This is a genomic window from Mycolicibacter acidiphilus (genome assembly GCF_018455725.1).
Classification (GTDB): domain Bacteria; phylum Actinomycetota; class Actinomycetes; order Mycobacteriales; family Mycobacteriaceae; genus Mycobacterium; species Mycobacterium acidiphilum.
Genome location: NZ_JAHCLR010000025.1, coordinates 71,104 through 87,867, shown reverse-complemented (window position 1 = coordinate 87,867; position 16,764 = coordinate 71,104). Strand labels below are relative to the sequence as shown.

The 16,764-nt window shown below is 70.7% G+C and carries 16 protein-coding genes and 1 pseudogene; 4 read left to right on the top strand and 13 right to left on the bottom strand.

The genetic code is table 11. The features are described from left to right. The 4 genes and pseudogenes from KIH27_RS13375 to recO form a co-directional block, all read right to left on the bottom strand. Window positions 1-1,440 (bottom strand): annotated as a pseudogene (locus KIH27_RS13375) (hypothetical protein); the annotation flags it as partial. 402 nt (window positions 1,441-1,842) lie between these two features. Next, the gene (locus KIH27_RS13370; protein WP_214093441.1) at window positions 1,843-3,063 is read right to left on the bottom strand and encodes a class I SAM-dependent methyltransferase; all 1,221 of its coding nucleotides are present in this window, start codon (window positions 3,061-3,063) and stop codon (window positions 1,843-1,845) included. Window positions 3,064-3,141: 78 nt separating this feature from the next. Beyond that, window positions 3,142-3,621: a hypothetical protein gene (locus KIH27_RS13365; RefSeq protein WP_214093450.1), complete on the bottom strand. Its 480-nt coding sequence runs from the start codon at window positions 3,619-3,621 to the stop codon at window positions 3,142-3,144. A 93-nt stretch (window positions 3,622-3,714) separates the two neighbouring features. After that, window positions 3,715-4,473: a DNA repair protein RecO gene (gene recO / locus KIH27_RS13360; RefSeq protein ID WP_214093440.1), complete on the bottom strand. Its 759-nt coding sequence runs from the start codon at window positions 4,471-4,473 to the stop codon at window positions 3,715-3,717. Window positions 4,474-4,547: 74 nt separating this feature from the next. Here recO and KIH27_RS13355 point away from each other — a divergent pair, with 74 nt between their 5' ends. The 4 genes from KIH27_RS13355 (at window position 4,548) to KIH27_RS13340 (ending at window position 8,602) form a co-directional block, all read left to right on the top strand. Continuing rightward, on the top strand, window positions 4,548-5,984 hold the full coding sequence (locus KIH27_RS13355; RefSeq protein WP_250150080.1) for an amidase: 1,437 nt from the start codon (window positions 4,548-4,550) through the stop codon (window positions 5,982-5,984). Window positions 5,985-6,100: 116 nt separating this feature from the next. Further along, window positions 6,101-6,439: a hemophore-related protein gene (locus KIH27_RS13350; protein ID WP_214093438.1), complete on the top strand. Its 339-nt coding sequence runs from the start codon at window positions 6,101-6,103 to the stop codon at window positions 6,437-6,439. 105 nt (window positions 6,440-6,544) lie between these two features. After that, a complete protein-coding gene (locus tag KIH27_RS13345) occupies window positions 6,545-7,411 on the top strand; it encodes a sulfurtransferase (RefSeq protein WP_214093437.1) in 867 nt (288 codons plus the stop codon). 9 nt (window positions 7,412-7,420) lie between these two features. After that, the gene (locus KIH27_RS13340) at window positions 7,421-8,602 is read left to right on the top strand and encodes an NAD(P)/FAD-dependent oxidoreductase (protein WP_214093436.1); all 1,182 of its coding nucleotides are present in this window, start codon (window positions 7,421-7,423) and stop codon (window positions 8,600-8,602) included. A gap of 11 nt (window positions 8,603-8,613) precedes the next feature. Here KIH27_RS13340 and KIH27_RS13335 read toward each other — a convergent pair whose 3' ends face one another. Genes KIH27_RS13335 through KIH27_RS13295 form a run of 9 tightly spaced genes read right to left on the bottom strand, consistent with a single transcriptional unit; the run spans window position 8,614 to window position 16,677 of the window. Further along, entirely contained in the window at window positions 8,614-10,074 is a 1,461-nt protein-coding gene (locus tag KIH27_RS13335; RefSeq protein WP_214093435.1) for a flavin-containing monooxygenase, read from the bottom strand. Beyond that, window positions 10,071-10,991 carry a patatin-like phospholipase family protein gene (locus KIH27_RS13330; RefSeq protein WP_214093434.1) on the bottom strand — a complete coding sequence of 307 codons (921 nt, stop codon included), beginning with the start codon at window positions 10,989-10,991 and terminating at the stop codon, window positions 10,071-10,073. Before KIH27_RS13330 ends, KIH27_RS13335 begins: the two co-directional genes overlap by 4 nt. Beyond that, on the bottom strand, window positions 10,988-11,848 hold the full coding sequence (locus KIH27_RS13325) for an SDR family oxidoreductase (protein ID WP_214093433.1): 861 nt from the start codon (window positions 11,846-11,848) through the stop codon (window positions 10,988-10,990). The genes KIH27_RS13330 and KIH27_RS13325 overlap by 4 nt, the downstream gene beginning before the upstream one ends. A 12-nt stretch (window positions 11,849-11,860) precedes the next feature. Then, on the bottom strand, window positions 11,861-12,643 hold the full coding sequence (locus tag KIH27_RS13320; protein ID WP_307856876.1) for a DUF5642 family protein: 783 nt from the start codon (window positions 12,641-12,643) through the stop codon (window positions 11,861-11,863). Then, entirely contained in the window at window positions 12,609-13,505 is an 897-nt protein-coding gene (era, locus tag KIH27_RS13315) for a GTPase Era (RefSeq protein WP_214093432.1), read from the bottom strand. The genes KIH27_RS13320 and era overlap by 35 nt, the downstream gene beginning before the upstream one ends. Then, window positions 13,502-13,843: a cytidine deaminase-like protein gene (locus KIH27_RS13310; protein WP_214093431.1), complete on the bottom strand. Its 342-nt coding sequence runs from the start codon at window positions 13,841-13,843 to the stop codon at window positions 13,502-13,504. The genes era and KIH27_RS13310 overlap by 4 nt, the downstream gene beginning before the upstream one ends. Continuing rightward, window positions 13,815-15,110: a hemolysin family protein gene (locus KIH27_RS13305; protein WP_214093430.1), complete on the bottom strand. Its 1,296-nt coding sequence runs from the start codon at window positions 15,108-15,110 to the stop codon at window positions 13,815-13,817. Before KIH27_RS13305 ends, KIH27_RS13310 begins: the two co-directional genes overlap by 29 nt. Then, window positions 15,107-15,643, bottom strand: a complete 537-nt coding sequence (ybeY, locus tag KIH27_RS13300) for an rRNA maturation RNase YbeY (protein ID WP_214093429.1) — start codon at window positions 15,641-15,643, stop codon at window positions 15,107-15,109. Before ybeY ends, KIH27_RS13305 begins: the two co-directional genes overlap by 4 nt. Then, on the bottom strand, window positions 15,640-16,677 hold the full coding sequence (locus KIH27_RS13295; protein ID WP_214093428.1) for a PhoH family protein: 1,038 nt from the start codon (window positions 16,675-16,677) through the stop codon (window positions 15,640-15,642). The genes ybeY and KIH27_RS13295 overlap by 4 nt, the downstream gene beginning before the upstream one ends. Window positions 16,678-16,764 lie beyond the last annotated feature (87 nt).

Genomic DNA, 16,764 nt, shown 5'->3' with positions numbered 1-16,764 from the left:
CGCACCGCCGACGCCGCCGGTGCCGCTGTCGCTGCCACCGCCGTCGCCGCCCTCGCCGCCGACGCCGCCCTGGGCCGAACTGGTACCGCCGGCACCGCCGTGGCCGCCGGCACCGCCGGTGCCGTCACCGGTCGCGTCCGCACCGGCACCGCCGTTGCCGCCCAGACCGCCGACGGTCTGCCCGGCACCACCGACACCGCCGGCACCACCGGCGCCACCGACGCCGTCCGCTCCTTCAGCGCCACCGGCGCCACCGTCGCCGCCGACGCCGCCGCCGAGGCCCGCGCCACCGCTGCCACCGACACCGCCGACACCGGCGTGCAGGCCGGTGCCGCCGACCCCGCCGTCGCCACCGTTGCCGCCGTTCCAGTCGTAGATACCGGCCACCTTCTGCGCGTCACCGCCGGCGCCACCGGCACCGCCGGCACCGCCGTCGCCCTCGGTGCCCGCGTGGCCCGCGGCTCCGGCCGCACCGGCCACACCGGCCGCACCGCCGCCGTGCGCGACACCCGCTGCACCGCCCGCACCGGCCTGGCCGGCCGTACCACCGAGCGCGCCGTCGCCGCCGTTACCGCCGGTGCTGCCGTCGGCCGGCTTCGACAGGTCGCCGAGGTCGCCATCCTTGCCCGCGGCGCCCGCCGCGCCGTCGGCGCCGTCGCCACCGTTACCGCCGTTACCCGCAGCACCACCGGCACCACCGTTACCGGCGTTGCCGAACATGTTGCCGCCGTTGCCGCCGTTGCCGCCCTGACCACCGTTGGTGCCGTTGGTACCCGCAACGCCGTTGGCGCCGTCGGCACCCGCCGCGGTCGGGGTGACACCGTTCGCGCCGTCAGCGCCGTTGCCACCGGCCACGCCGGCGCCGCCGTCGCCGCCGTTGCCGAACAGCCAGCCACCGTTGCCGCCGTCGCCACCGGCGCCGTTGCCGCCGTCGGCGAAGGTCCCGACGCCACCGGTGCCGCCGTTGCCGATCATCCCGGCCGAGCCACCGGCCTCACCGGCCGCGCCGGTGCCGCCGTCACCGAACCAGAAGCCGCCGTCGCTCTGGTCGCCCAGCATCTTCTCGGCCATGGCCTCACCGAGCATCTTGCCGAAGACCGACTCATTGCCACCGGTGTAGCCGTCGAGGCCGTTGCCGATCAGGTCGCGACCGAACAGTTCGACCATCGGCTGGTTGATCATCTTGACCAGGTCGGCGTTGTTGGAGATGAAGTCCTCCAACTCGGTGTGCAGGTCGCCGTAGAACCCGCCGAGCCCACCCGCGTCCTCCGCGCTGCCCGCAACCGCCGACAGGTCGAACGCACCGAACAGGTCATCCCAGTCCGCGTGCGCCGCGGGCGCCGCAGCCAGCGGCATCATCCCGAACGCCAGGAACGCACCGGCAGCACTGCTGGCGCCGAGGACGCGGTTGCGCAGCCCCTTGTCGTTACGACGACTCATCAAGAAATCCCTCCCAGAAAATGTCCTAGTGAACGCTGAGTTCTCTCAGCGGCCGTTAACGTAACGGTTCGACCACCTCAGCGGTAGGGGTTACCGACGGGTTACTTTGCGACACAGCGGATTACCCGGCCGCAGGGCCGCAAGACACCATTATGACCAGCACGTTCATCGACATAACTCAGCTGATGCGACATCGCTCACATTTTCCGTTCCGGGCGTGTAATCGATTGACCCCGTGGTGAATTGACGAAACGCCGAATCCATGCGCCAATACGAACTTCCACGAAACAGGACGCTTTTCGTTCATCCTTCGGATTCCCGACGCTCAGCCCGGCAAAAGAAAACCGCTGCACACACCACGACGGATGTGTGCAGCGGCTGACTGTGAGAGTCGAGAGCGGCTTACGAATCGACGCCCAGGGCCATCGAGACGAAGTCCAGCCGCCACAGCGCCTGGAACAGCCGACGGCCGAACTTCTCCAGGTCGGTGGCGCTGGCCCGGGTCGCCCCGCCCGCCTGCGCAACGTTCGCCGCGATCTCCCGGATCGTCTTGCGGCCGTCGATGCTCTGCACGAACGGCAACTGCGCCGGGTTGAGCGGCATCTTCCACCCGGACCGGAAGATCTCACTGCCGTTCAGACCGCACTTCCAGCGGAACATCGGGGCGTAGTCGAGGCTCTCCGGCGTCGAGAAGTCGATGGCGTAACTGCTCTTGGGCCGATCGGATCGGCACGCCATGAAGAAGTGCCGGGCGTTCAGCGTGTGGATGCGTTCCATCACCGACCAGATCTTGGCCTCCGGCAGCGCATTCACGGCCGGGTAGAAACTGCTCGACGGCGCCGACAGGTCATGCGGGTAGTAGGGCGCCTTGAGCAGCCAGCCCTGGAAGTCCAGCCCCGCCGAGTTCGCCAGATCGATGCAGCCGTCGACGTCGTAGCTCCGCTCCCGGCCGTGCAGGAACGTGTCGACCAGGCCGGAGTCCGAGGCCAGATCCCCGGCGATCTTGAGGTACGGCTGGACGGGGTGCTCCGGGGAGAGCATCCGGATGGTTTCGCGGACCGTCTGGATCGAGGCGTCGCTCTGCTCCAAGCCCAGATCCTGGAAGACCGACTCGAGGATCTCGATGCCGATCCGCCCGTAGCGCGCGTAGAGCATGATGCCGGCCACTCCGTCGGGCCGCAGGCGATCTGCCACCGACTTCATGCCTACCTTGGGGTCGGCCATGTGGTGCAGCACGCCGGTGGACACCGCCAGGTCGAAGTCCTGGCCCAGCGTGGCCAGTTCCTCGATCGGCAACTGGTGCAGTTCGAGGTTCCACAGGCCGTGCTTGTCCTTGAGGTACTGCTGGTGTCCCAGCGATGCCTCGCTGATGTCCACCGCCACGACCCTGGCCTTGGGGTTGTTGTAGGCGAAGACCGCGGCCTGGTTGGTGCCGCATCCGGCGATCAGGATGTCGAGGTCCGCCCGGTACTCCCGGTCCGGCCACAGCACCCGGTGCGCGTGGGACGGGTCGAACCATTCCCAGTTGTTGGCACTCCAGGCCTGCAGGTCGTGGATGGGCGGCGGGTAGGTCCACCGCTCGTACTGGCGGGACACCACGTCGGCGCGCGGGTTCTCGGTCACTTCCGTTCGCTCCTTTGCGATCGATTTCCGAAACGTCAGTCCAGCACCCGGACCGGGGCTGGAAATGGGCTGCGCGGCCTAACCGTGCTGACCCGGCTGACCGGGCTGACCCGGCTGACCCGGCTGACCGGGAGTTCCGCCGGGTCCGGCCGCACCGCCGGCGCCACCTTTACCGCCGGCACCACCATGGCCACCGACACCACCCTTGCCGCCGGCGCCGCCTTTACCGCCCTGGCCACCGGCGCCGCCTTTACCGCCGGCACCGCCCTGGCCGCCTTTACCCCCGGCGCCGCCCTTGCCGCCCTGGCCACCGTCGCCCGGGGCGCCGTCCGCACCCGGGGCGCCGTCGGCACCGTCGGCGCCGGCACCCCCGTCGTCACCGCTGACCGGCGCATTCGCCGGCAGCGGGGCAACCATGCCGGCCTCGGTACCGGCTCGGCCACCGGGAGCGGAGCAGGCCACCAGCGGACTCAACGTCATGGCCAGCGCCATGCCGGATGCCACCCCCAGTGCACGGGTGAACCGCGGCCGCCGTGCCATGCCGTCCTGGTGAAACATCTGCCCGCCTTCCGGTTTCGATTCCTCGGCGGTCCACCGAGTCGGATCAGCGTACCGTGAGCCACGCAACACTTCAGCGGTGCACCGGAAACCTCACACGTCGCTGCCGACCGCCGCCCGGTCGACCCGCTCGACCAACGGCAGCGTCCGCAATCGACGCTCCAGATGCCACTGCAGATGGGCTGCGACCAGGCCACTGGCATGGCTGCGATGCGCCGGCGTGGAAAGCGCCGCCGCCTCCCAATCCCCGTCGTGCAGCGCCACCATCAGATCCAGCACTCCCAGCGGCGGGGTCGTCGCACCGGCCGGGCGGCAGTGCGTGCAGACGCTGCCGCCGGCGGCGATGTGGAACGCCCGGTGCGGGCCGGGGTCCGCGCACCGGGCGCATTCGGTGAGCGCCGGCGCCCACCCGGCCACCGCCATCGCGCGCAGCAGGTAGGCGTCCAGCACCAGGTCGCGCGGCCGGCTGCCGTCGGCCACCGCCCGCAGCGCACCGACCGTCAGCCGGTGCAGCGCGGTCGCCGGGGCGCGCTCCGCCCCGGCCAGCCGTTCGGCGGTCTCCAGCATCACGCAGGCGCAGGTGTATCGGCCGTAGTCGTTGACGATGTGGGTGGCGAACGCGTCCACCGACACCACCTGGGTGACGATGTCGAGGTTGCGGCCCGGGTGCAGTTGCACGTCGATGTGGGCGAACGGCTCCAGCCGGGCGCCGAACTTGCTGCGGGTACGGCGCACCCCCTTGGCCACCGCGCGAACCAGCCCGTGGTCGCGGGTGAGCAGGGTGACGATCCGGTCGGCCTCGCCGAGCTTGTGCTGGCGCAGCACCACCGCCCGGTCCCGGTACAGCCGCATCGGACCAGTCTCGCATCACCCGGGGACGATTGGCCGATTCGACCGATATGGCGCGCCGATACGCTCTATGCACGATGTCCCCCCCACCCGCATCCCGCTTCCCCACCCTGACCGAGCAGCTCTATCAGCTGGCCAGTGGTGCGGTGACCTCGGTCGACCTGGTGCGCCGCACGCTGCGCGCCATCGATGACAGTCAGCCGGCGCTGAACGCTTTCCGGGTGGTGCTCACCGAGTCGGCGCTGCGCAGCGCCGCCGATGCGGACCGCCGGCGCGCAGCCGGACATACCGCCCCGCTGCTGGGTGTGCCGATCGCGGTCAAGGACGACATCGATATCGCCGGCGTCCCGACCTACTTCGGCACCGCCGGGCAGGTCGAGCCCGCCACCGCCGACGCCGAGGTGGTGCGACGCCTCAAAGCCGCCGGCGCCGTGATCGTCGGCAAGACCAACACCTGCGAGCTGGGGCAGTGGCCGTTCACCAGCGGCGCGGGGTTCGGGTACACCCGCAACCCGTGGTCGCGCCGGCACACACCCGGCGGATCGTCGGGGGGCAGCGCCGCCGCGGTCGCCGCCGGGCTGGTCGCCGCGGCGATCGGGTCCGACGGCGCCGGCAGCGTGCGCATCCCCGCCGCCTGGACGCACCTGGTCGGCATCAAACCGCAGCGCGGCCGGATCTCGACCTGGCCGCTGCCGGAGGCGTTCAACGGGATCACCGTCAACGGCGTGCTGGCCCGCACCGTCGAAGACGCCGCCCTGGTGCTCGACGCGGCGGACGGCAACGCCGACGGCGACCTGCACAAGCCGCCGCCGATCCGAGCCTCCGACTTCGTCGGCACCGCCCCCGGCCAGTTGCGGATCGCGATCTCCACCCGGTTCCCGTTCACCGGTTTCCGGGCCCGGCTGCACCCGGACATCCGGGCCGCCCTGGAGCAGACCGCCGCACGGTTGCGGTTGCTCGGGCACACCGTGGTGGCCGGGAATCCCGACTACGGGCTGCGGCTGTCGTGGAACTTCCTCTCCCGCTCGACCGCCGGGGTGTTCGCCGCGGCGAACCGCTTCGACCGGGTCACCTTCGATCCGCGGACGCTGTCCAACGTGCGCACCGGGCGGTTCCTGTCCCAGGCGATACTGCGCAAGGCCCGCGCCGGGGAGGTGGCCGACCATCGCCGGGTCGGGTCGATCTTCCGGATTGTCGACGTGGTGCTGGCGCCGACCACCGCACAGCCGCCGCCGCTGGTGCACGCTTTCGACGACCTGGGCAATTGGGAGACCGACCGCGCGATGATCGCGGCCTGCCCGGTGACCTGGCCGTGGAACCTGCTCGGGTGGCCGTCGATCAGCGTGCCGGCCGGTTTCACCTCGGACGATCTGCCGATCGGGGTGCAGTTGATGGGCCCGGCCAACAGCGACGGTCTGCTGATCTCACTGGCGGCCGAATTGGAGGGAGTGAGCGGCTGGTCGGCCCAGCAACCGACCCCCTGGTGGCGCACCGGGACCGGTCTGGGCTCATAGCCGGCGCACAAGCTGGGCACAGTGGGCCCAGAGCGGGCTTCCGCTAAGCTGGCACCGTCTTCGTGTAGGTCTTCGTACCCGCTCCTACGGTGCACTGGTGAAAGGCGTCGAAAAACATGGCCCCACTGTCGTTGACCAGGCTCGCTGTCGCAGCCGGCAGTCTGGCGTTGTCGCTCTCCGCCGGTGTCGGGATCGCGTCTGCGAACCCTGATCTCGGTCCGATCGTCAACACCACCTGTAACTACGGCCAGGTGATGGCCGCGCTCAACGCGCAGGACCCGGCTGCCGCTGCGGACTTCAACGCCTCGCCGATGGCCCAGTCGTTCCTGCGCTCGTTCCTCGCCTCGCCGCCCGACAAGCGGCAGCGGCTCGCCCTGCAGGTGCAGGCCATGCCGGAGGCTCAGCAGTACATCGGCACCATCACGCAGGTCGCCGGTAGCTGCAACAGCTACTGATCTCTTTTCGGCACTCGCCTCCCCCGGTCTCACCTTCCTGCGTCGCAGGCCGTCTCGAAGACACCCCGTCAACAGAGACCGTCGTAGACACAAGGAGGTGAGCTGGTGGGAGCGCGCGACAAAGTGCTGATCACCGCTGTAGAACTGGCCGACCGGATTCGGTCGGGTGAACCGGTCACGATTCTGGACGTGCGCTGGAGTCTGGACGCACCCGACGGCCGCGCGGCCTACCTGGCAGGGCATCTGCCGGGTGCGGTGTATGTGTCGCTGGAAGACGAACTCACCGATCACAGCAGCACCGGCCGGGGCCGACACCCGCTGCCGACCGGCCGCAACCTGGAGGCGGCCGCTCGGCGCTGGGGCGTGCGGCGCGAGAAGCTGGTGGTGGCCTACGACGACTGGAATCGGGCCGCCTCGGGTCGATTGTGGTGGCTGCTGACCACCGCCGGGCTGACCGGTGTGCGCATCCTCGACGGCGGGCTGCCGGCGTGGACCGCGGCCGGTGGCGAACTTCAGACCGGTGAGGTCACCCCGCAGCCCGGCAACGTCACCCTGGTCGCCGAGGATCTCTACGACGGCAGCAACCTCACCCTCACCGCCGACCAGGCCGGCGCCGACGCCGGATCGGGTGAGTTGACGCTGCTCGACGCCCGCGCACCGGAACGGTTCCGCGCCGACAACGAACCGGTCGACGCCGCCGCCGGGCACATCCCCGGTGCGAAGAACCTGCCGTTCACCGCGCTGCTGGCCGCCGACGGCACCTTCCTGCCGGATGACGCGCTCACCGACCTGCTCGCCGACCGCACGATCGACGCCGGCAGCCCGGTCGGCGCCTACTGCGGCTCGGGTATCAGCGCGACGGTGCTGGTCGCCGGCCTGGCCGCACTCGGTCACAAGGCGGCACTGTTCCCCGGATCGTGGTCGGAGTGGAGTTCGGACCCGTCGCGCCCGGTCGCCCGCGGCGCCGAGTAGGCCCGCGCGATGACCAGGACCGCCAAGACCGTAGTCGTTCTCGGCGCCGGCGCCGGTGGGCTGACCGCCGCGGAGCGGTTGCGGGCGAACCTGCCCGGCACCGACCGGGTGGTGCTGATCGACCGGTCGTTCACCGTCAGTTCGGGCCTGTCGGCGCTCGGGGTGCTGCGCGGCCTGCACACCCCCGCCGAGGTGACCGCAGCCGTCGGCGCGGCCGCCCTGCCGGGGGTGGAGTTGCGGACCGGTGAGGTCACCGGCATCGATCCCGACGCGAAACGGGTGTTGCTGGCCGCCGGCGATCCGGTCGGCTACGACGCGCTGGTGATCGCCCTCGGCGCCGTGCTCGACACCGCCGCGCTGCCCGGGTTGGACGCGGCGATCGCCGCCGGGGTCGCCGGTCAGTTCTACACCCCGGAGGGGGCTGCGGCACTGCACCGCGGTGTCGATCAGCTGTCAACCGGCCGGGTGGTGGTGCTGGTTCCGCCGCCGCCGTTCAAATGCCCGCCTGCGCCCTACGAGGCGGCGTTCCGTATCGCCGACCAGCTCGGCGCACGGTTCACCGACGGCGCGGTGCGCGTCGACGTCATCACCGCCGAGCCGCGCCCGGTCCCGGTGGTCAGCCCGGGCGTCGGCACCGGCCTGGTCGATCTGCTGGAGCAGACCGGCATCGGGTTCACCGCCCAGCGCACCGTGACCGCGGTGGACGCCGCCACCTGCACACTCACGTTCGCCGACGGCGGCACCGAGCGGTTCGATCTGCTGGCGACCGTCCCGCCGCACCGGTCCCCGGTCGCCGACCTGCTGCCGGGCGCGGTCAATCCGGGCGGTTGGCTGCCGGTCGACGGCACCACGCTGGCCACCGGGTTGCCCGGGGTGTGGGCGATCGGCGACGTGGCGGCGCTGCTGCTCGCCGACGGCAAACCCGCACCGAAGGCCGGCTTCATCGCCGAGTCGGGCGGGCGGACCGTCGCCGACCAGGTGGCCCGTCACCTGGGGTACGACGTCCCCGACACCCGGCTCACCGCGGTCGGCGGATGCATCGTGGTGGTCGGGGACGGGGTGGCCGCCAAGGTCGCCGGGGACTTCCTGGCCGCCCCCGCCCCGGACGTCGCGCTGCTGGCCCCCGACACCGGCTTCTACGACGAGAAGCTGGAGTTGGAGCAGTCCTGGCTGGCTCGCTGGGGCGCCTGATCGGCGTCCGCTCAGCTGACGTGGAAGTCGGCCGGGTCGGGTCGGCCCAGCAGTGATTTCATCCGCGCGCGGTCGAACGGCCACAGGTCCACCGTGCCGCCGTCGGTGAGGTACCAGGAGTTGCAGCCGGTGTTCCAGACGGTCGGTCCCATCGCGACGCCGACGTCGTCGTTGAACCGGGTGGTCGCCTCCTCGGTGACCTCGACGGTGGACAGTGCGCCGGCGCGGAACCGCGCCAGCCACTGCGCGATGTAGCGGGCGGTGAGCTCCGCGGAGTACTGCAGTGAGATCGACCCGGTCGGCGAGTTCGGCCCGAGCACCGTGAACAGGTTCGGGAAGCCGGGGATCGCGGTCATCGCGTAAGCCCGCGGGCCTTTCGCCCAGGTGTCGTCGATGCTGATCTTCTCCCGGCCGATCAGCTGCATCGGCCGCATGTAGTTGTGGGCGTGGAATCCGGTGGCCAGCACGATGACGTCGACGTCGCGATGGGTGCCGTCGGCGGTGCGGATCCCGGTCGGCGTGACCTCGGTGATCGCGGCGGTGACGAGGTCGGCGTTGGTCGCCTGGATGGCCCGGTAGTAGCTGCCCGAGATCACCTGTCGTTTGCACAGCGGCTGATAGTCGGGGGTCAGGTCGGCGCGTAATGCCTTGTCCCGCACCTGAACCCGCAAGCTCAACCGGGCGTAGGCCTGCACCGCACGGCGCCGCCAGGACGGCCGGGTGGTGACGTCGGTGAGCAGCCGCGACCCGCCGATCGTCAGCAGGTGGGTGATCGCATTGTGCACGCCGGGGAAGCGCCGGAACAACGCTGCCAAGCCGGGCAGCTGCCGCAGCGACGTCGGCGCCCACAGGATCCACTGCGCCGATCGGACGTAGTGCTCGACCGAGGCCGCGCCGGGCTGCAGCGCGGAGACCACCTGCACGCCGGTCGATCCGGTGCCGATCACCGCGACCCGCTTGCCGGTGGTGTCCAGCGCGTCGTCCCAGCGGGCGGTGTGCACGACCGGGCCGGCGAAATCCGTCAGGCCCGGCAGGTCCGGGATGAACGGCTGGTGCAGCACCCCGGTCGCACAGATCACGAAGTCCGCGATGTGCTGATCGCCGGACGCCGTGGTGACGGTCCAGTTCCGTTGCCGGTCATCCCATTCCGCGCTGGTCACCTCGGTGTCGAAGCGGATCAGCGGGGTCAGTCCGAGTCGGTCGGCGACGTCGCGGTGGTAGCGCTGGATCGCGGCGCCGTCGGCCCAGGTGTCCCGCCAGTCCGGCTTGGGGGCGAAACCGAACTGGTAGATCTGCGACGGCACGTCGCAGCGCAGGCCCGGGTAGTGGTTCCAGTACCAGACGCCGCCGACGTCGGAGCCCTTCTCCAGCACCGTGACGTCAGTGAAGCCGTTCTCGCGCAACACATGTGCGGTGCTGATCCCGGCGACCCCGGCCCCGATCACGAGGACCCGTGGTTCGCGACCGCTCATCCGGCGGCGGCCAGTGCGCGTCGAACCGCGGCCGGCGCGCTGACCATCGCCGCCTCGAACGCCGACCGCCGGCGCCGGCGGTTCATGAAGTTCGCGCCCAGCCCGGCCAGGTCCCGGCGATCCGGGGTGATCGTCACGACCGTCGTGCCGCGGCCGCGAACCTCGGCGACCTCGCGGTCCAGGGTCCGCGACATCGGCCGGCGCAGCAGCAGGTTCTCCAGGTGCCCGCCCGCCCCGGGCACGCGTTCGCCGCGGTCGGAGGCCATCGGCGCGATCACGTACACCACGTCGGCCTCATCGGCGGAGATCAGATCCACCGACGCCGTCGAGCGGGCGCCGCCGTCGACGTAACGCCGGCCGTCGATCTCAACGGGCGGCAGCCAGCCCGGGATCGCCCACGACGCGCGCAGCGCCTGCCCGAGATCGACGGCCGGTGCGGTGGGTGCGCCGAACGCGACCCGCTCACCCCGGTCCACGTCGAAGGCCACCAGCCGCACCGCCGGGTGTGCCAGCCAGCGCCCGTCGGTGCAGTCGTCGGCGAGCCGCTGCAGCCAGGCGGCGTCGGCCCGGCCGGTCGGTGCGATGCCGGTCAGCGCGGCCAGCCCGGACTGCGAGCGCAGCAGTCGCGGGTTCATCAGCCGCGGTGTCGGGATCGGCGGCAGCCCGGGCGGCGCCGCCGCCAGGTGGCTGCTCAGCCGGGGGTCGGTCGTCTCGCCGCGCTGCATGGCGACCAGTTCGTCGACGCTGATGCCGGCGCCGAGCATCGTGACCAGCTCCGCCCCCGCGGAGGTGCCCTGCAGCACGTCGAAATCGCCGATGCTGATGCGGATCTCGCTGCACAGGGCGGCCAGCGCCGCGACGGTCCACGCCCCGCCGATGGTGCCGCCGCAGCCGATGACCAGCGCCCGGGTGGTCATCGGCCGGTCTCGCTGTGGCTGCCGGCCTGCCGGTTCACCCGGTCGATGTAGGCGCCGCGGGCGCCGGTGTCGATGGAGGTCAGGGCGCGACGGTCGTCGATGACGCGCCGCACCGCGTTCTGCAGGCGCTCCGGTACGAACGCCGTCGCCGACCAGGCCGGTGCGACCCAGCGCGGCACGGAACGGCGCGCGGCGCCGGAGCGGACCACGGCGAGGACGGCTTCTGCGACGTCGGCCGGGTCGACCGTCGGCATGCCGCCGCCGAGTGGGGCCCCTGACGCCAGTTCGGTGCGCACCGCCGAGGGCAGCACCGCCGACACCACCACCCCGGTCCCGGCGTACTCCCGCCGCGCCGCCAGCGACGCCCCATAGGCCGCGAACTTGCTGGCGTTGTAGGTGACCATGCCGGGGACCGGGATCATGCCGGCCATCGAGGCGATGTTGACGATCCGGCCACCGCCGCGGGCCACCATGCCGGGCAGCACCGCCTGCATGCCGTTGAGCACCCCGCGGACGTTGACGTCCAGGATCAGGTCGCGGATCCGCTCGGTCTCATCCTCGAACGCGCCGAGCGGCATCACCCCGGCGTTGTTGATCAGGATGTCCAGCGGGCCGCCGTGCTCGCCGCTTTCGATGCGGTCCAGCGCCTCCCGCCAGGACGCCGCACTGGTCACATCCAGTGCGACACCGGTGATTCCGAGGTCGGCGGCGGTCGCCCGGCAGACGTCGTCGTCGACGTCGCCGATCCACACCCGGGCACCCTGCGCGGCGAACAGGGCCGCGGTGGCGGCTCCGATTCCCCGCGCGCCGCCGGTGATCAGCACCCGCGCCCCGCGCACGGGCGGTGTCCTCGTCATGACGATCCGGCGCTAACTGCGCAGCGCCGCAACCGCGTCGGTCAGCAGTTGACGGGCCCGGTCGGCGTTGACCATCGCCGGCGGCTGGCCGCGCACCGGCAGCGGGTTCGCGGTGACCTGAACCAGCGCGTCACCGAGGAAGGCGCTGAACGTGTAGGACTCCCGGGACGACTGCTGTCCCTCCTTGTTCGTCACCTCGATCTCGGAGTGCGAACCGGCCGTCTGGACGCCCTTGATCTCCGGTGCGTCGACCTCGTCGAGGTAGCCGGTGAGCTTGCCGGCCTGGAACGAGACGTGCTTGCACTTCTCGGCAGCGCCCGCGTCGTACGGGATGTCCTTGTCGGCCTGCATCGCGATCGCCACCAGTTGGTTGCCCTCGCCGACGACCGAGACCATCGACATCTTGCCGCGGATGCCCTTGGGCGGGCGTCCGCTGCTGGCCGCGTAGTCACCGCAGTCGGCCGGGTCGAACGTCACCCCGGGCGGCATCTTCTGCGGGCCGAGGATCTTCGGGTCGATGTCGGTCGGGCCCTTGGTCTGGGTCTTGTATTCCGAGCCGAACGTGGACTGCACGTTGAACAGTTTGGTGGTATCGATCGGCTTGTGGGCTCCCCCGCAACCGGCCAGCGCTTGCGCGCACACGAGCAGGCCAACCGAGGCGAACATCAACGACTTGCGTTCCGGCACCCCTGGAATGTACCCGCTGCCGATCTTGCGCGCGTGTGCGGTGGCATCGACACCCGGCCGGGCGCGCGGACCGCTAGAAACCGAGCCGCCCGAGCTGCTTCGGGTCACGCTGCCAGTTCTTCGCCACCTTCACCCGTAGATCAAGAAACACCTTGGTGCCCAACAGCTTTTCGATCTGAGTGCGGGCCGCGGTGCCCACCTCGCGCAGCCGGGCACCGCCCTTGCCGATCACGATCCCCTTCTGGCTGTCGCGTTCGACGTAGAGCCACGCGTGCACGTCGATCAGGTCGTCGCGACCCTCCCGCGGGATGACCTCCTCGATGACCACCGCCAGCGAGTGCGGCAGTTCGTCGCGCACCCCCTCCAGGGCGGCTTCGCGAATGAACTCCGCCATCAGCGTCTCTTCGGGTTCGTCGGTCAGTTCGCCGTCGGGGTAGAACGCCGGCCCCTCCGGCAGCGCCGCCGCCAGCACACCGATCAGCACATCGACCTGCTCACCGCTGATCGCCGACACCGGGACGATCTCCGCCTCCGGCACCGCCTCGGCGACCGCCGTCAGTTGCGCGGCCACCTGGTCGCGGGGCACCTTGTCGATCTTGGTGACGACGACGAGGATCTTGGTGCGCGGTGCGACGGCGCGGATCTGCTCGATGATCCACCGGTCACCCGGTCCGATCGTCTCATCGGCGGGGATGCACAGGCCGATGATGTCGACCTCGGAGTAGGTGTCCTTGACCAGCTCGTTGAGGCGTTTGCCCAGCAGTGTGCGCGGCCGGTGCAGTCCGGGGGTGTCCACCAGGACGATCTGGAAGTCGTCGCGGTGCACGATGCCGCGGATCGTGTGCCGGGTGGTCTGCGGCCGGTTGGAGGTGATCGCGACCTTCTGCCCGACCAGCGCATTGGTCAGGGTCGACTTGCCGGTGTTCGGGCGACCGACGAAACACACGAAGCCGGAATGGAATTCGGTCATGCCACCGGTGTTCCCGCCCGATCGGTCACGATCACCGCGGCGGTCGGCGAGAGTTCCCGCACCGCCGCGACACCGTCGTCGTCAACGGGGCCGCCAAGAAGCACCGCAGCCTCCAGCCCGGTCGCCCCGGACGACACCGCGGCCGCCACGGCCGCCTGCAGCGCGGTCAGCCGCAGCGCCGCCAGCCGCACCGGCGCCCCGGCGTAGGTGCGGCCGTCGAGGTCGCGCACCGCGGCGCCGTCCCCGGCCTCGGCGCGCGCCATCGCGCCCCGGGCCAGCACCACCAGCTTGGCGTCTTCGGGATCCAGTTCAGCCATTGCGCGCGGCCTCCTCACCATGTTGCTCCGGGCACACCAGCACGGTGCCGATCCGCACCCGGCCGCGGCTGTCGCGGCTGCCCTCGGCGCACAGCCGCAGCCCGTGTGAGGTTACCTCGGCGCCGGGCAGCGGCACCCGCCCCAGTTCCAGGGCCAGCAGGCCGCCGACGGTCCCGACGTCGAGCCCGTCGTCGAACCGCACCCCGCACAGCTCGCCGAAGTCCTCGATCGGCAACCGGGCGGAGACCCGAAATCGGTTCTCCCCCAGGTTCTGCACCGGAGCGGTCTCGCCCTGGTCATACTCGTCGGCGATCTCCCCGACGATCTCCTCCAGCACATCCTCGATCGTGACCAGCCCGGCTATCGCGCCGTACTCGTCGACGAGCAGCGCCATGTGATAGCGGTTGCGCTGCATGTCGTGCAGCAGCGCGTTCAGCGGCTTGGAGTCCGGCATGAACACCGCGGGTCGCATCACCTGGGCCACGGTCATGTCCCGGCCGCCGGTGGCCGAGTGATAGGTCTGTGAGACGAGGTCCTTGAGGTAGACCACGCCGAGGATGTCGTCGACGTTCTCGCCGATCACCGGGATCCGGGAGCAGCCGCTGCGCACCGACAGCGAGGTGGCTTGACCGGCGGTCTTGTCGCGTTCGATCCACACCATCTCGGTGCGGGGCACCATCACCTCGCGGGCCGGGGTGTCGGCCAGTTCGAACACCGACTGGATCATCCGGCGCTCATCGGCGGCGACCACCCCCTGCTGCTGCGCCAGGTCGACGACCTCCCGCAGTTCGACCTCGGAGGCGAACGGGCCGTTGCGGAAACCGCGCCCCGGGGTCAGCGCGTTGCCCAGCACCACCAGCAGCCGGCTCACCGGTGCCAGCAGAACCGAAAGCACCTGCAGCGGAAGCGCTGTCGCCAGCGCGATCGAGTACGCGTTCTGCCGGCCCACCGTGCGCGGGCCGACCCCGATGACGACGAAGCTGACCACGACCATCGTCGCCGCGGCCGCGAACAGCCCCCAGTCCAGGCCGAGCACCGCGTGCAGCAGAAACACCAACAGTGCCGTCGCGGTGATCTCGCAGGTGATGCGCAGCAGGACAACGAGATTGATGTAGCGCGCCCGCTCGGCCATCAGCCTCTGCAGCCAGCCGGCGCCGGGGCGCTTCGCCCGCACCAGCTCGGCCACCCGGGCCGGCGAGACCGTGCTGATCGCGGCGTCGATGGCGGCGAACAGTCCACCGAGGCCGATCAGCGCGATCACGCTGAGGGTCAGCCCGGTGCCGGTCACGATTCGTCGAAATACCGCGACTTGTCCACCAGCCGGCGGTCCTTCTCGCTCTGGGTCTCGGCGTGGTAGGACTCCACCTGGTCGGCGACCCACTCCTCGAGCAGCCGGCGCTGCAGCGCGAACATCTCCTTCTCCTCTTCGGGCTCGGCGTGGTCGTAGCCGAGCAGATGCAGCACGCCGTGGACGGTGAGCAGCGCCAACTCCTGGCCGAGCGAATGCCCCGCCGTCTCAGCCTGTTTCGCGGCGAATTCCGGGCAGAGCACGATGTCGCCGAGCATCGCCGGCCCCGGCTCCGGCGCATCCGGACGGCCGCCGGGTTCGAGCTCGTCCATCGGGAAGCTCATCACGTCGGTGGGACCGGGCAGGTCCATCCAGCGCATGTGCAGGTCGGCCATCGCCGCGGTGTCCAGCAGCACCATCGACAGCTCCGCGGCCGGGTTGACGTCCATCCGGGCCAGCACGAACTTCGCCACGCTGACCAGTTCGACCTCCGAGACGTCGAGACCGGACTCGTTGGAGACCTCGATGCTCATCGGCGGGCCCGCCGGTTCGCGCGGTTCACCCCGAGGTCAGACCGCTCGTGGCGGGCCTCGTGGCGCGAGTAGGCGTCGACGATCTCTGACACCAGCCGGTGGCGCACCACGTCGACGCTGGTGAGTTCGGCGACGTGGATGTCATCGATGCCGTCGAGGATGTCGACCGCGGCGCGCAGGCCCGAGCGGGATCCACCCGGCAGGTCCACCTGGGTGATGTCACCGGTGACCACCACCTTGGACCCGAATCCGAGCCGGGTCAGGAACATCTTCATCTGCTCGGCGGTGGTGTTCTGCGCCTCGTCGAGAATGATGAACGCGGAGTTCAACGTCCGGCCCCGCATGTACGCCAGCGGCGCCACCTCGATCACCCCGGAGCTCATCAGCTTGGGGATCAGCTCGGAGTCCATCATGTCGTAGAGCGCGTCGTAGAGCGGCCGTAGATAGGGGTCGATCTTCTCGCTCAGGGTGCCGGGCAGGAAGCCCAGGCGCTCACCGGCTTCCACCGCCGGCCGGGCCAGGATGATGCGGTTGACCTGCTTGGCCTGCAGGGCGCTGACCGCCTTGGCCATCGCCAGGTAGGTCTTGCCGGTGCCGGCCGGACCGATGCCGAACACGATCGTGTTCGCGTCGATCGCGTCGACGTAGCGCTTCTGGTTCAGCGTCTTGGGCCGGATCGTCTTGCCGCGCCGCGACAGGATGTCCAGCGTCAGCACCTCGGCCGGCGATTCGTTGCCGGTGCCGATCAGCATGCCGACGCTGTGTCGCACCGCGTCGGGTGTCAGCGCCTGCCCGCCGGCGACGATCCCGACCAGCTCGGAGACGACCCGTTCGGCCAGGGCGACGTCGGCCGGTTCACCGGCGATCGCGACCACGTTGCCGCGGACATGCAGGTCGGCCGTGAGCAGGCTCTCCAGGGTGCGCAGGTTCTCGTCAGTCGAACCGAGCAGACCCACGACGAGGTCGGGTGGGATGTCGATGCTGCTGCGAACCTGCGAAGCCGGCCCGGCAGCGGTGGTGTCGCGAGACCTCACGTGGTTTTCGATGCCTGCTTCCTGGGATTCTGCGGATGACGATCTGCTGCGAGTCTACCGGCAGCAGGGTGCCGACGGGCGCCGTCG

Excerpts from the sequence above, each read along its gene's own strand:
- KIH27_RS13365 (WP_214093450.1), bottom strand. The coding sequence starts at position 3,621 with ATGTTTCACCAGGACGGCATGGCACGGCGGCCGCGGTTCACCCGTGCA.
- recO (WP_214093440.1), bottom strand. The coding sequence starts at position 4,473 with ATGCGGCTGTACCGGGACCGGGCGGTGGTGCTGCGCCAGCACAAGCTC.
- KIH27_RS13355 (WP_250150080.1), top strand. The coding sequence starts at position 4,548 with ATGTCCCCCCCACCCGCATCCCGCTTCCCCACCCTGACCGAGCAGCTC.
- KIH27_RS13350 (WP_214093438.1), top strand. The coding sequence starts at position 6,101 with ATGGCCCCACTGTCGTTGACCAGGCTCGCTGTCGCAGCCGGCAGTCTG.
- KIH27_RS13340 (WP_214093436.1), top strand. The coding sequence starts at position 7,421 with ATGACCAGGACCGCCAAGACCGTAGTCGTTCTCGGCGCCGGCGCCGGT.
- KIH27_RS13335 (WP_214093435.1), bottom strand. The coding sequence starts at position 10,074 with ATGAGCGGTCGCGAACCACGGGTCCTCGTGATCGGGGCCGGGGTCGCC.
- KIH27_RS13330 (WP_214093434.1), bottom strand. The coding sequence starts at position 10,991 with ATGACCACCCGGGCGCTGGTCATCGGCTGCGGCGGCACCATCGGCGGG.
- KIH27_RS13325 (WP_214093433.1), bottom strand. The coding sequence starts at position 11,848 with ATGACGAGGACACCGCCCGTGCGCGGGGCGCGGGTGCTGATCACCGGC.
- era (WP_214093432.1), bottom strand. The coding sequence starts at position 13,505 with ATGACCGAATTCCATTCCGGCTTCGTGTGTTTCGTCGGTCGCCCGAAC.
- KIH27_RS13310 (WP_214093431.1), bottom strand. The coding sequence starts at position 13,843 with ATGGTGAGGAGGCCGCGCGCAATGGCTGAACTGGATCCCGAAGACGCC.
- ybeY (WP_214093429.1), bottom strand. The coding sequence starts at position 15,643 with ATGAGCATCGAGGTCTCCAACGAGTCCGGTCTCGACGTCTCGGAGGTC.